15 protein-coding genes are annotated in these 13,178 nt (G+C 40.4%); 5 read left to right on the top strand and 10 right to left on the bottom strand.

Going from position 1 to position 13,178, the window contains the following annotated elements; all coding sequences use genetic code 11:
• The first annotated feature begins 491 nt into the window (after window positions 1-491).
• Window positions 492-1,298 carry an amino acid ABC transporter substrate-binding protein gene (locus FNT16_RS12315; RefSeq protein ID WP_143871862.1) on the top strand — a complete coding sequence of 269 codons (807 nt, stop codon included), beginning with the start codon at window positions 492-494 and terminating at the stop codon, window positions 1,296-1,298.
• An 11-nt stretch (window positions 1,299-1,309) separates the two neighbouring features.
• Here FNT16_RS12315 and FNT16_RS12310 read toward each other — a convergent pair whose 3' ends face one another.
• The 4 genes from FNT16_RS12310 to FNT16_RS12295 form a co-directional block, all read right to left on the bottom strand.
• Window positions 1,310-1,975: an HAD family hydrolase gene (locus tag FNT16_RS12310; protein ID WP_143871861.1), complete on the bottom strand. Its 666-nt coding sequence runs from the start codon at window positions 1,973-1,975 to the stop codon at window positions 1,310-1,312.
• Window positions 1,975-2,871, bottom strand: a complete 897-nt coding sequence (locus FNT16_RS12305) for a D-hexose-6-phosphate mutarotase (RefSeq protein ID WP_143871860.1) — start codon at window positions 2,869-2,871, stop codon at window positions 1,975-1,977. Before FNT16_RS12305 ends, FNT16_RS12310 begins: the two co-directional genes overlap by 1 nt.
• 96 nt (window positions 2,872-2,967) lie before the next feature.
• Window positions 2,968-3,495, bottom strand: coding sequence for a DUF6436 domain-containing protein (locus FNT16_RS12300; RefSeq protein ID WP_143871859.1), 528 nt, complete (start codon window positions 3,493-3,495; stop codon window positions 2,968-2,970).
• The gene (locus FNT16_RS12295; protein ID WP_185976590.1) at window positions 3,488-4,981 is read right to left on the bottom strand and encodes a methyl-accepting chemotaxis protein; all 1,494 of its coding nucleotides are present in this window, start codon (window positions 4,979-4,981) and stop codon (window positions 3,488-3,490) included. The genes FNT16_RS12300 and FNT16_RS12295 overlap by 8 nt, the downstream gene beginning before the upstream one ends.
• Before the next feature lie 182 nt (window positions 4,982-5,163).
• On the opposite strand from FNT16_RS12295, the gene purM reads away from it, so the two are divergent.
• From purM to FNT16_RS12275, 4 genes are all read left to right on the top strand, one after another.
• Window positions 5,164-6,204 (top strand): phosphoribosylformylglycinamidine cyclo-ligase, encoded by a 1,041-nt coding sequence (gene purM / locus FNT16_RS12290; protein WP_143871858.1) that lies wholly within the window; start codon window positions 5,164-5,166, stop codon window positions 6,202-6,204.
• A 2-nt stretch (window positions 6,205-6,206) separates the two neighbouring features.
• Window positions 6,207-6,857 carry a phosphoribosylglycinamide formyltransferase gene (gene purN / locus FNT16_RS12285; RefSeq protein WP_143871857.1) on the top strand — a complete coding sequence of 217 codons (651 nt, stop codon included), beginning with the start codon at window positions 6,207-6,209 and terminating at the stop codon, window positions 6,855-6,857.
• The gene (locus FNT16_RS12280) at window positions 6,841-7,572 is read left to right on the top strand and encodes a DUF3108 domain-containing protein (protein WP_143871856.1); all 732 of its coding nucleotides are present in this window, start codon (window positions 6,841-6,843) and stop codon (window positions 7,570-7,572) included. The genes purN and FNT16_RS12280 overlap by 17 nt, the downstream gene beginning before the upstream one ends.
• 694 nt (window positions 7,573-8,266) lie before the next feature.
• On the top strand, window positions 8,267-8,692 hold the full coding sequence (locus tag FNT16_RS12275) for a SulA-like leucine-rich domain-containing protein (RefSeq protein WP_143871855.1): 426 nt from the start codon (window positions 8,267-8,269) through the stop codon (window positions 8,690-8,692).
• A 75-nt stretch (window positions 8,693-8,767) separates the two neighbouring features.
• Here FNT16_RS12275 and FNT16_RS12270 read toward each other — a convergent pair whose 3' ends face one another.
• From FNT16_RS12270 to ribBA, 6 genes are all read right to left on the bottom strand, one after another.
• The gene (locus FNT16_RS12270; protein ID WP_143871854.1) at window positions 8,768-9,604 is read right to left on the bottom strand and encodes an isopenicillin N synthase family dioxygenase; all 837 of its coding nucleotides are present in this window, start codon (window positions 9,602-9,604) and stop codon (window positions 8,768-8,770) included.
• Window positions 9,605-9,606: 2 nt separating this feature from the next.
• Window positions 9,607-10,122 (bottom strand): phosphatidylglycerophosphatase A family protein, encoded by a 516-nt coding sequence (locus FNT16_RS12265; protein WP_143871853.1) that lies wholly within the window; start codon window positions 10,120-10,122, stop codon window positions 9,607-9,609.
• Window positions 10,112-11,089: a thiamine-phosphate kinase gene (thiL, locus tag FNT16_RS12260; protein WP_143871852.1), complete on the bottom strand. Its 978-nt coding sequence runs from the start codon at window positions 11,087-11,089 to the stop codon at window positions 10,112-10,114. The genes FNT16_RS12265 and thiL overlap by 11 nt, the downstream gene beginning before the upstream one ends.
• A 3-nt stretch (window positions 11,090-11,092) precedes the next feature.
• Complete coding sequence (gene nusB / locus FNT16_RS12255; RefSeq protein WP_143871851.1) at window positions 11,093-11,512, bottom strand: transcription antitermination factor NusB; 420 nt, start codon at window positions 11,510-11,512, stop codon at window positions 11,093-11,095.
• A gap of 10 nt (window positions 11,513-11,522) precedes the next feature.
• Window positions 11,523-11,987 carry a 6,7-dimethyl-8-ribityllumazine synthase gene (ribH, locus tag FNT16_RS12250; RefSeq protein ID WP_143871850.1) on the bottom strand — a complete coding sequence of 155 codons (465 nt, stop codon included), beginning with the start codon at window positions 11,985-11,987 and terminating at the stop codon, window positions 11,523-11,525.
• 69 nt (window positions 11,988-12,056) lie between these two features.
• Window positions 12,057-13,169, bottom strand: coding sequence for a bifunctional 3,4-dihydroxy-2-butanone-4-phosphate synthase/GTP cyclohydrolase II (gene ribBA, locus FNT16_RS12245; RefSeq protein WP_143871849.1), 1,113 nt, complete (start codon window positions 13,167-13,169; stop codon window positions 12,057-12,059).
• Between the last annotated feature and the right edge of the window lie 9 nt (window positions 13,170-13,178).

Raw genomic sequence — 13,178 nt, 5'->3', positions numbered from 1 at the left:
AAAATTGCTCAATTAACCAATAATAGTTGATAAACCTGCAAATACGAATTGTAAAAGAAAACCTTTTCCTTAAACTAAAGCTGTAATACCCGATGTTACTGACCCGTTTAACGCTGGAATTATATGTGCCATCGAGCAACAGGCACAAAGCCAATTTAAAAACCAATCAAAACTTTATTTGTGAAGGAAATTACAGTGCTGAATCTAGGGCGTGTGAATCTTTGTATTATTTTTGAGCAATAGGCTATTTTAATCATTAACAAAGCAGAATGAGTGGGGTTTAGTCATTCTAAATAAACGAATTCTAATGCCGTTAAGGGTTAAAATAGCCATTGCCCTTCGGGCTGAGAGAAAAAATTATAAACAAAGATAAACACGCCCTAGTGTCGAATAAACCGATAGAAACGCGTAAAAATACGCCGGTACATTTTGTTGTTCGCTAAAAAGAAGCCATAATTAAGCTATTACAGTTGAATTAATTGTGGACAGCTTTGAAACAGGTACTTGACTTATTCATATTACTAATCTTATTTTTTAGTGCGCCGCTTAGCGCCTTGCCCAACTTTGGCGAGGCGAATGTCCTTAAAGTGCCTTACCTACAAAATGATTATTTCTCAGATGTACTAAAACTGGCACTCAAGAAAACGCGAGATACGCACGGCCCCTATATTCTCATCAAAAAAGAATGGCATGGACCTAAACAAAGAATGCGCCAACTGCTTGCTAAAAACAGGTATATTCGGATTTTGTGGAGTACCACCAGCGAACAACGAGAAAAACAGCTCAGGCCGATAAAATTCAGTTTACTTAAAAAACTAAACAACTATCGCTTTTTGTTAATTCACAAAGGCGAACAACAGCGTTTCAATCATGTTAAAACGATTGCGGACTTGCGCAAGTTTACTGCAATATCAGGCGCGCACTGGCAAGATACTGAAATATTTAAACGTAATAAACTCCCCGTAGCGACGTCAATTGATACCGATGATTTAGTCAAAATGTTTAACTCAAGGCGCGGTGATTATTTTGCCCGCGGTGCCTATGAAGTCTGGCATGAACTCACACAACCGGAATACAGTGCATTTGAACTAGAACAAAATTTATTGCTTAAATACAACTCTGATTATTATTTTTTTGTGAATCATACAGATGACGAGCTTGCACAGCGCTTAGAAGCGGGTCTAAAAAAAGCAGCGGAAGATGGCAGTTTTGATGCATTGTTTTTTAGCATCCCTTCTTTTAAACAAGGATGGGATGCGGTACAAAACAATCAAAGACGCATAATTGAATTACCTTAATGAGTAATTTATTACGTCATATTACGCTTTAAAGCTGCCAATATCTCTTGATGTGATGAGAAAAGCCGATCCGCTCTTTTTAATGTTTGCACATCAGTAAAAACATGTTGAATTGCCAAACACCTGAGCCCAGCACCTTTAGCTGACTGAATACCACCACAGGAATCTTCAATGGCACAGCAGTTCTGTACTGCAACTTTCAATTGGTTAATTGCTTTTAGGTATGGCTCAGGGTGAGGCTTGCTTCGCTCAGTGTCTCCGCCTGCAACGACTAAATCGACAAATTCATCTAAAGCATGTTGCTTTATCGTACGCAACACACTAGCACGCTCAGCGCCTGAGACGATTGCCACCCGCAAATTAACGTCTGCGCTTTTGGCCCACTGCAAAATAGCCAAGATCCCCGGCATCAATGGAAAAGCTTGCTGTTCTAAATAAGCCTGAGTTTCTTTCTCTTTAACTACCGCCAGTTCGCTAGGTGAGATACCCAAAGCATATTTATCGACCAGATAAGCAGCTGTCATCTCACCCGGAATACCGATTCTAGGTATAAACTCATCAAATGAAAACTCGATCCCAAAGTCCCGTAAAATACGCTGCCAAATTTGATGTTGTGCGGGTTCTGAATCGACTAAAGTTCCATCATGGTCAATCAATAGCGCCTGTAATTTATTCATTATGCGTAACAAATATCAAGCTTCGCTGACTTACTTTCTGCTGGCTGTAAATACCAACTGTTGGCAAAAGCATTACCCCGCTCTACACAAACGAAGCGGGTATAATTTTCTTCTCCCAAATCGTTCATTGAAGCCGCTTTAGCCGGTCCGGGATTCCACACAATAGCACTGTTGCAACTATCACTTCGTAATGCGATCGGCGTCGCAGTTTGTATCACTTGCTCTGACGCTACGTTTAAATAAATTCGATCTATCTCAGATGGGAATGTCACCGGACCTTGCTGAATATGCGCCTGATAATTCATGGTGTTATCTAAAAACGTTGTATTATGCAATCCAGTTACAGAAACTGTTGCTAAATCCTCAATCGGGTGGTAGCTGTGTAATGCAAAACTAACCGGCATAATCTCACTCGAAAGGTTTTTACAACTTAATTCAAGTTCAACTTTATCGCTTAAACTAATTGTATATTCAGCGTCAAAATCGTATGGGTATAACGCTTTAGTCTGTTCATTACTTGAGAACGCAAACTTTAACTTAGCGCTTTGGTCACTCGCTTGAACCTCTTTCAACTGCCAATTGCTCGCTCTGACAAATCCATGACTGGGCTTACTTTTATCAAACTGATTTTCACCAAACCAAGGAAAACAAATTGGCACCCCACCTCGAATCGCTTTATTTTGTTTGTATGCAACTTTAGGACTAACCCACAATAACGGCGCTTTTCCTTTCACTTCAAATTCAATTAAATGTGCACCTTGAATGGCTATAATTGCGCGGCAAACTTCAGTTTCAATTTTGATAAGTGGCAAAGCTTCATGCTTTTCGCCAAACAAAGTATTTGCATCTGTTAGTTCAACCTGCGAAAAAGGTTTAATAAGCTCATGAATAGACATAGTTCACCAATAAAAAACAGTATTTTCGCTATCTTAACACTGGCGTTAACAACAAAAAACCAACACGCAGTATGGATAATATTAAAATAACAAATGCTACTTTTCTGGATAACAGAAACAGCCTTGTCCTTGACTGACAATAAATGGCTCTAGCTTTAAATTATTTTCAATCGCATAGTTAGCCTGTTGTAAAGCCAAATCGACTAAACTGTTGTCTTTATTGCATAGATACCCGGAAGAGTATGGCCCGGCATACAGCAAATCGCGCATTTTAGAAAATATCAGCACTGCTGGCGCGGCTGGTATCAACGATTTAAGTTCTTTGATGTCAACAGCATGGATTTGAAAATTCAATGCAGCCAACTGCTTATCTAAATCCACGATATGTGCTTGAGTTAAGACATTACACGAACAGTTACTATCTGTCACATGAATCACTGTTGGGCGCGCATTAAGAGCCAATTGCTTATGTAACAAGCTAACGTAATTATCAGAATGCATGATATTCTGGAAACGACTATTCGGATCAAAGAGCTGCAGTTTTGGCTGGCTAAAATAATAAAAAGCGCCAGCCGTTAAACACACCCAAATCAACAACAACAAGGTAAAAAGCTTATTAATCAAACTTTGCCAATGCCTTCTTCAATTTTTCAGCAAGATTACTGACATGCTCAGCAACCGTTGAAATATTCGTCAACTCGGAAGTTTCTTTGTCTGCGATAGTTTTAACTTCATTCGCCGAATGTGCAACAGATTCAGCTGCAGTCGCCTGCTCTTCAGTCGCAGTGGCAACCATATCAATATTGTGTGCGACCTGACTGACACTGCCTGCTGCCGCTTTAATCTCAACAGCCAACTCATCACTGCTCACCAAAATAAAATCCAGTTTGTCTAATGACGAATTCATCGCCTCAACAGATGATCTGGATTTATTCAACAATATTTCCATGATACCCGCGATTTTGGCAGTGCTTTCTTTGGTTCTAAAAGACAATTGCCTCACTTCATCTGCAACCACAGCAAACCCTCGTCCATGCTCACCCGCACGGGCAGATTCAATAGCGGCATTTAATGCCAATAAATTGGTTTGTTCAGCTATCGCCTGAATACTCTCCAAGACGCCAGAAATTTCACTACAGGATTCACTTAACGCTGTAATTTCCTGACTTGTCTTACGTACAACTCGTTCAAACTCATTGATTGTACTTTTAGATTTATCCACTTTTTGCTCAGCATTAGCAACCGCATCTAGTGTTGCATGTACTTGATCGTTGGCTTCCACTGCACGATGCGCAATTTCGTTAACCGTTTTTGACATTTGAGAAGTCGCTGAAGCGATGGAATCAGTATGCTGTTGCCCTTGTTTTTGCATCGCTGATAAATGACTAAAACTTGATTTAAGATCGCCTGACTCATTGTGCAACAAATCGGAAGTCTTCTGAAATTCATCCGTTAACTGCCGTATTGCATTAAATAACTTATTGTATTGATTTAAAATTTTGATGTTATTAAAAGTATTCACAGAGCCACTTAGTTTTACCCTTCCTGGTTGCTCAAGCCGCTTCTCGATATCTTTTTTCAGCTCATCACCAATCAACCCCATACGTAGCATGCGAGTACAGATGAAAATCATAATAGCCCCTTCGAGTACCGCATAAAATGCATGAAACAATAAATAATTAAATTTTAAATGCCCTTCTTCAAACAAATACACCGGCATCGCTTGTAATTGCATCCAGAAAAAACCAAGGTGATATAACAAGACAACGACAACAGCCAACGCGATGACTTTCCAATCTCGGTAGAAGACCAGAGCGGCTAAATAGGCAAAAATGCCGAAATGAATTTCTATCAATCCCTGCATCTGGTGTATATGTAAAGCACTAAAAATCATAGTGCCAATCGCAACTGCATAACGTGACGATGCTGAATGAGGCGAAAGTTGGATAAATAGCCAAGGCATGACCAATGCGGGAATACCAATTATCATCACTTCAAGCCAAGTGCCGTAGAAGAGTGCGTAAAACAAGGATAGACAAAATAAGCCAATTAAAAATGGTTTAAAAACTTTGTGGACCTCATTTGTCCATGGAAAATGCATATTCGACATACCAACATCTCTATGTATAAATAATAACTCTGTACAGAAAAGAGTAGAATTAAGATCAAATATAGCAATTAAAGTAAATTCTTGCCGTGCGATAAAATATATCCTGCAAAAGCTTTATATTCTTAATTTTTACTTGGTACAATATAACCAATCAGTTTTTAGTTATTATTTTAGGAGCCGCCGTGGCCGAACAAAAAACCACACTGAGTTATAAAGACGCCGGTGTTGATATAGATGCAGGTAATGAGTTAGTTGATCGCATTAAAGGAGTCACTAAAGCGACTCGTCGACCTGAAGTAATGGGTAACTTAGGCGGCTTTGGCGCTTTATGTAAATTACCTGAAAAATATAAGAAACCATTGTTAGTATCGGGTACTGACGGTGTAGGTACAAAACTTAGATTAGCCATTGATCTAAAATATCATGACACAGTGGGCATTGATTTGGTTGCTATGTGTGTAAATGACCTGATTGTACAAGGTGCAGAACCCTTGTTCTTTTTAGATTACTACGCAACCGGCAAATTAGATGTTGATATTGCAGCATCTGTTGTTACCGGTATTGGCGAAGGCTGTCGACAATCAAATTGTGCGCTCATCGGCGGTGAAACAGCAGAAATGCCTGGCATGTATGAAGCTAATGATTATGATTTAGCTGGCTTTTGTGTCGGCGTAGTTGAAGAAGCTGATGTCATTGATGGCTCTAGAGTGCAACCGGGCAATAAGCTAATCGCTTTAGCGTCTTCTGGGCCACATTCAAATGGCTATTCATTAATCCGTAAAATTATTGAAGTGTCCAACGCAGACCTAGATCAGCCGTTAGACGGTAAACCATTAAAAGATCATTTAATGGAGCCGACTCGGATTTACGTTAAGTCTGTATTGAAATTATTAGAAAGTGTAAAAGTAAACGCCATCACGCATATCACAGGCGGCGGATTCTGGGAAAATATTCCGCGCGTGTTGCCAAAGTCAACTAAAGCAGTCATAGACGATAGTAGCTGGCAATGGCCTGCTGTGTTCAACTGGTTGCAACAAGCAGGTAATGTTGAAAAACACGAAATGTTACGCACTTTCAACTGTGGTGTTGGTTTAATTCTTTCTGTACACGAAGATGATGCTGAAGCTGCATTAGTAAGCTTGCGCAAGTCCGGTGAAAAAGCTTGGATAATTGGCCATGTTGCAGAGGCAGCAGAACAAGAAGCACAAGTAGAGTTGGTTTAAGCGTGACAAAAAATTTAGTTGTACTCATTTCCGGTAGTGGTTCAAACTTACAAGCGATTATTGATGCAACAAAAAGCGGCCAGATTGATGGCCGCATTTGTGCTGTCATATCAAATAAAGCGGACGTATACGGCATAGAGCGAGCAAAAAAAGCGGGTATCAAAACGCATGTATTAAATCATAAAGCTTATGCCAGCCGAGAGGCCTACGATCAAGATTTAGCGCAAGTCATTGAAACATACCAGCCAGATTTAGTTATTTTAGCTGGATTTATGCGAATTTTAACCGCAAATTTTGTGCAAAAATTTGTTGGTAAAATGTTGAACATTCATCCATCTTTGTTGCCTAAGTACCAAGGGTTAAACACTCACCAACGTGCGCTAGATGCAAAAGATACTGAACATGGTGTCAGTGTGCATTTTGTAACAGAAGAGTTAGATGGTGGGCCTGTTGTATGTCAGGCATGTATTAAAGTATTATCTAATGATACAGCTGAAACTTTGGCGCAACGAATTCACGCCGAAGAACATATTATTTACCCAAAAGTTGTAGAATGGTTTTGTCAGGATCGACTTACGATGCGCAACGGAAATGCCTGGTTTGATAATGAGCTTTTGCCCCCAACTGGGATACGTTATGCTGAAAAAAATTAGTGGTTATTCACTTGTCTGTTTATTGTCGTGTTTGTTTACATATAATGCGTATGCACAAAATGCAAAACCGGATGTATTAACACCCTTTAATGCGAAATACAAAGTCTCTAAGGGACGCCTTAATCTTGGTACAGCTAAACGACAACTTTCTCAGATAGGTGAAAATCGCTATACTTTTTCATACTTTTCAGACCTCTCTTTGTTGATTCTCAGTGATCACAGACGTGAAACATCAGAGTTAACGATACAAAATAATCTCGTCACCCCTATTCGCTATCTTTTTAAACGAGAAGGTACGGGTAGTGACAAAAGCACAACCCTAGAATTTACTAAAAATGCGGTGATTGATTCTGAAAATGAAAAAACACTTGATATAGCAGATGGAATACACTGGTTTGACGAAGTCAGCTATCAACTCCAGTTAAAACTTGATTTAGCCGCTGGCAAAACAGAAATGAGTTATTATCTGGTCAATCATAAAAAACGCGACAAATTATACGTTTTTAAAGTGGTTGCAGAAGAAGTACTTGAGGTACCAGCGGGTAAAATAAATACAGTCAAATTACAAAGAATCCGCGAAGATGACAGTGACCGTTTAACCGAGTTTTGGCTCGCACCTGATTTAGGCTATTTATTAGTCAGAATTCGTCAAGAAAGAGGCGGAAGTGAAGTTGCCGATGCGCAATTAGAGAAATTTGTATTTACACCCCTCTAGTGGCGAGCTGTAAACTACGAGCTTCGAGCTGCAATGTAGGTCGTGGCTTTAGCCCGACAATGTAGGTCGCGGCTTTAGCCCGACAATGTAGGTCGCGGCTTTAGCCCGACAATGTAGGTCGCGGCTTTAGCCCGACAATGTAGGTCGATGTTTACGCCGACAAAGCAGAATCCACAAATATTGAATTTTAAAATGTCGCCCTAAAGGACGACCCACACAGCTCGAAGCTCGATACTCGTAGCTTAAAACTTATCGCTAATATGTAGGTCGTGGCTTCAGCCCGACACTGTAGGTCGGTGTTTACGCCGACAAAGCAGAACCCACAAATATTGAATTTTAAAATGTCGACCTAAAGGACGACCCACACAGCTTGAAGCTCGATACTCGTAGCTTAAAACTTGTCGCTAATATGTAGGTCGCGGCTTCAGCCCGACACTGTAGGTCGGTGTTTACGCCGACAAAGCAGAATCCACAAATATCGAGTTATACAATTGTCGCCCTAAAGGGCAGACCTACATTTAAGCTCGAAACTTGTAACTTGAAACTTGTCGTTTGTATCTTTTGTCGGGCTAAAGCCGCGACCTACATTTAAGCTCGAAGCTCGTAGCTCAAAATATTTTCATACAGCACTTGAACTGTATGAAAAACCAGTATACTGTATATACATACACAGCAACTGTATGAGAACACGCTGATGAAAACCATTATTTCAACTGACAAATATAGCAAGACACATTTATTGGCTGTACAAAATAATAGTAGTGAATTTGAACAAAGGTTTTGGCGCAGTATCGCAAAATTACAAGAATCTAAACGTTGGTTATGTATTATTGCGCCATCTAAAATGCCATCTAAGTCATTTTTGCGGGAAATGGGTGTTCAATTAGACAAAATGTTAGTGATACACCAACAAAAATCATCAGCCTATACCACCACTAAAAAAGCCTTGTTAGCAGGAAAATGCAGCACGGTAGTTGCTTGGTTAGATAGTTGTTCAAATGCACAGCATCAAGAAATAAAAGCGCTGGCTACACAGGCTAAAAGCCAAATTGTATTGATTAAAGAAGAATATAAAACCACGCCAATCGAGAAACGGGCTGTGCGAAAATTATCTGCTTAAAATGAAACAAGTACCCTTTCACACCTTGGGGCAAACGCCCCTTTTTTTTAACACTTACATTTAAGCTTAGAGAAGTTAATAAACGCCAAGCTCTTTAAGTCTTTCAATTAAGTATTTATGTGCAGTATATTGCTCTGATAAAACAACGTCTGGCCTAGCATGCAAAAACAAAGGCATAGATATTCTTGAAGTATTCTGAATACGATCAGAAGGGTTGATAACTCTATGTGTGGTCGATGGAAAATAATGTGCGGATGCTTCTTGCAACATGTCACCTGTATTGACAATCAAATAGCCAAATTCAGCTGGTACATCTAACCATTCACCATTAAGGGTTTTCACCTGTAATCCGCCCTCGCTGGCAGCCGGTAAAATGGTTAATAAATTAATATCTTCATGTGCTGCGGCGCGAATAGAACCTGGCGCCTCATCTCCCGTCATTGGCGGATAATGCAAAATTCTGAGCATCGTCATATCAGAGTTTTTAATCATGTCACTGAGCTTTTGGCTATACGCCTGCGCAACTTCAGGTGGTGATTGGTTTTCAACCCAATTTAATAAAGTTTGCGCCAGTTGACTCGCCTGTTCAAAATAGGCTTGGGTTTGCACTTTAAGAACATCTGGACACTGTCCCCAAGGATAATAATGAAAATACTCTTTGATATCCTGCTGTGTGGCGTTTTTAGCTTTTTCCGCTTTATTTTTAGCAAAGTAACCATCTTGCTTATCTTGGGTATATGCAAACTGGTATTTTTCAGCAGAGCGATAAAAATCGAGCCAAGCTTGATACAAGTTATCGACTAAAGTTTTATTAAGTGGATGATTTTTGAGAACGGCAAACCCCGTTTCTTTTAATGAACTGACAAAAGCTTGCGCTGCATCTTTTGCTTTAAAATCTATCGCCTCAAACATCTTTACCAACTCGATAAATCATAAATATACTGATGAGTGAGATACAAAGCACACCATGCAAACACACCAGCCAACATATCATCCAGCATAATACCAATACCACCATGCACTTTTTGATCTAACCATTTTATCGGCCAAGGTTTAATGATATCGAAAACCCTAAAATATAAAAATCCAATTATCACGGTAGAATAACTTAATGGGAAATAAAACAGCGTGATCAACATACCAACCACTTCGTCCCATACTATCGCTGGGTGATCGTGTGTTTTTAACGCTTGAGCTGTATAACCACAAAACCAAAAGCCTAAAATAGCAAAAAGCACAGTAGCAGCGATATATATCGGCATCCCAGCGAACATCAACAACAAATACACAGGAATAGCCGCCAAGCTGCCAAAAGTACCCGGTGCAATGGGTGCTAACCCACTGCCAAAACCTAACGACAAAAAATGAATCGGATTTTTAAGTGACAAACATTTAAGTTCTGGCCGAATTGAAAAATACTTAAGCAAAATGCTGATACCCCATATCTGAAATTTCTATAATTTGCCCTTGCTGAACAACTTTAAGTCCTTCACCTTCACCTTCCACTATCTGCCCAATGACATGCAATGGAATATCGAGTTTCTCGGCTGTAGCTCGTAACTTATCTATATCACTTGGCTTTATGGTAAAGCATAATTCGTAATCATCTCCGCCCGACAATGACATTCTCTGAGCAGCTTGTTGACCGAATTGACGAACCAGAGCTGGCGACAGAGGTAATTTATCGATATCAATTGTTGCACAGCAATTGGAAGCTTTTAGAATATGGGTGAGATCGGCTAATAAACCATCTGAAATATCAATCGCACAGCTTGAAAACGCTAATAATGCCAACCCAACCTGAACCCGAGCGGACGGGTAGTTAAAACGTGAAAACAAGGCATCTCTGGTTTCAATGTCACAAGGTGTCGACTGATCCAACATTATCTTTAAAGCGCCGGCAGCATCACCAAGCGTACCTGAAACACAGATCAAATCGCCGACTTTAGCATTTTTACGCAACAAACAACGATTCTCAGCAACCTGCCCTACCGCACTAATAGTGACACTTAAAGGGCCCGAAGTCGTATCACCGCCGATCAGGTAAATATTATGCTCGGCGCTGAGCACCTGCAAGCCCTGACTGAATTCCGCCAACCAATCTTGGTTTTGAGCAATTTCTTTGGGCAAACTGAGCGCTAAACTAAACCATCTAGGCATTGCCCCCATTGCCGCTAGATCACTTAAGTTTGTCGCTAAACATCGGTACGCTAGCGCATGAGGTGGGATATCTTGCAGAAAATGCGTTCCGCATACTAAGGTGTCTGTGGTGATGGCTAATAGCTCAGTAGCATTACCACTGCGCACTAACGCACAATCATCACCTTTGTCCAGAACAACAGAATCAGGTTTTTCACCAAAAGTGAAAAACCTAGAAATGATATCAAATTCAGCCACCGACTATTTTCCGTGGGGGCGAATTTTCTTAACAGCTTTATCTAAAACCCCGTTTATAAAACGATGGCTTTCATCTGCTGCAAAAGTTTTGGCAATTTCAATCGCTTCATTAATAACAACACGATAAGGCACTTCAAGACAATGCGTTAATTCATAGGTAGCTACGCGTAAAACAGCGCGCTCAACCATATCCAGCTCTTCTAAATTACGATCTAAATAATCAGAATATGCTGCATCTAAAGCTTTAGCATTTTTGACTGTGCCTTGAACCAACTGACGGTAAAAATTAACATCAAATGATTTGTTATCAACTTCTTCTAACGTACCATCAATGATGGTATCGACTCGGTTTTCAGAAGCTTGCCATGCGTAAACTGACTGTGTTGCCAGCTCACGAGCCCGACGTCTATGTGAAGGTTTCAATCTACAGCTCCTATAACTGAGATAAAACGTTAACCATTTCCAACGCGCTTAAAGCAGCTTCGCCGCCTTTATTGCCCATTTTCGTGCCAGCACGCTCAATTGTTTGTTCAATAGAATCTGTCGTTAAAACGCCAAACGCAAGTGGTATAGAATACTCTAAGGATACTTGGGCTAACCCTTTGTTACACTCGTTTGCAACAAAGTCAAAGTGTGGAGTACCACCTCGAATAACTGCACCCAATGCAATTATTGCGTCATAGTTTTTTGACTCAGCAACTTTTTTTGCAACCAAGGGTAATTCATAAGCCCCTGGACATCGCACAATCGTAATGTCTTCATCGTTTACTAAGCCGTGACGCTTTAACGTATCAATTGCGCCTTCAACTAAACTTTCAACAACAAAGCTGTTAAAACGAGAGACAACAATTGCAAATTTTTTACCTTGCGCTGGAAATGCACCTTCTATAACCTGCATTTTAATAACCTTTTAACTATCTAAATAAATTGCGCTGGATTCTAACAAAAAATAGACCAACAGGGTATTTTAATCTTCGACGTATTCAACGACTTCCAAACCAAAACCACTTAATGAATGGTATTTTTTCTGCGAACTTAATAATCGCATTTTGCCAACATTCAACGCAGATAATATTTGCGAGCCGACACCAACCGTTCTTGAAGTACCTCGCCAATTAGAAGTCACTCTCGCCGGCTTACCTTCATCTTCGGCCTGATAAGCTTTTACTCGGGCTATTAATTCTTCAGGCGTTTCGTTTTTACCCAGTAAAACCAATACCCCCCCCTCTTCAGAGATGCGTTTGAGCGCACAGCTCAGCTCCCATCCTTTAGAAGGTTCACGTGCTGAGCGCAACAGATCACTTAATATATTCGTGACATGAACACGTACTAAGGTGGGTTTTTCATGTTCTATTTCAGTATTTTTAAGTGCAAAGTGCACTTGCCCATCAATCGTATCGCGAAAAGTCATTAAATCGAACTCACCAAAACTGGTCGGTAGTTTACACTCGGCAATTTTTTCAATCGTCGTTTCTGTGTTATTGCGGTATTCAATAAGGTCAGCAATTGTGCCAATTTTTAGCTGGTGTTTTTCTGCGAATTTTTCCAGTTCAGGACGACGCGCCATGGTGCCGTCTTCATTTAATATTTCTACAATAACACCGGCCGCTTGCAAGCCTGCTAAGCGAGCTAAATCACAAGCTGCTTCAGTGTGTCCAGCACGGTTTAATACCCCACCATCTTGCGCCATAATTGGAAAAATATGACCAGGTTGTACGATATCTTCTGGTTTCGCATCTCTTGCGACAGCAGCGCGCACAGTCGTCGCTCTATCTGCAGCAGAAATACCCGTTGTCACCCCATTTGCCGCTTCAATTGACAAGGTAAAATTCGTTCCAAATTGCGCTTTATTGCGATCTACCATTAGTGGTAAATCAAGTTGCTGGCAACGCTCCCGGGTTAAGGTTAAACAAATTAATCCACGACCATGGGTCGCCATAAAGTTTATCACCTGTGGCGTACAATGTTCTGCAGCCACGATTAAATCACCTTCATTTTCCCTATCTTCGTCGTCCATTAAAATGACAACTTTACCTTGGCGAATATCGTCTATGATTTCTGCTGCACTGTTTAACTTCATCTTGTTTAC

The sequence above is a fragment of the Catenovulum sediminis genome, assembly GCF_007289895.1.
GTDB classification, from domain to species: Bacteria; Pseudomonadota; Gammaproteobacteria; order Enterobacterales; family Alteromonadaceae; genus Catenovulum; species Catenovulum sediminis.
Note: the sequence above shows the minus strand (reverse complement) of the source record. Positions and strands in the feature narration are given on the sequence as shown.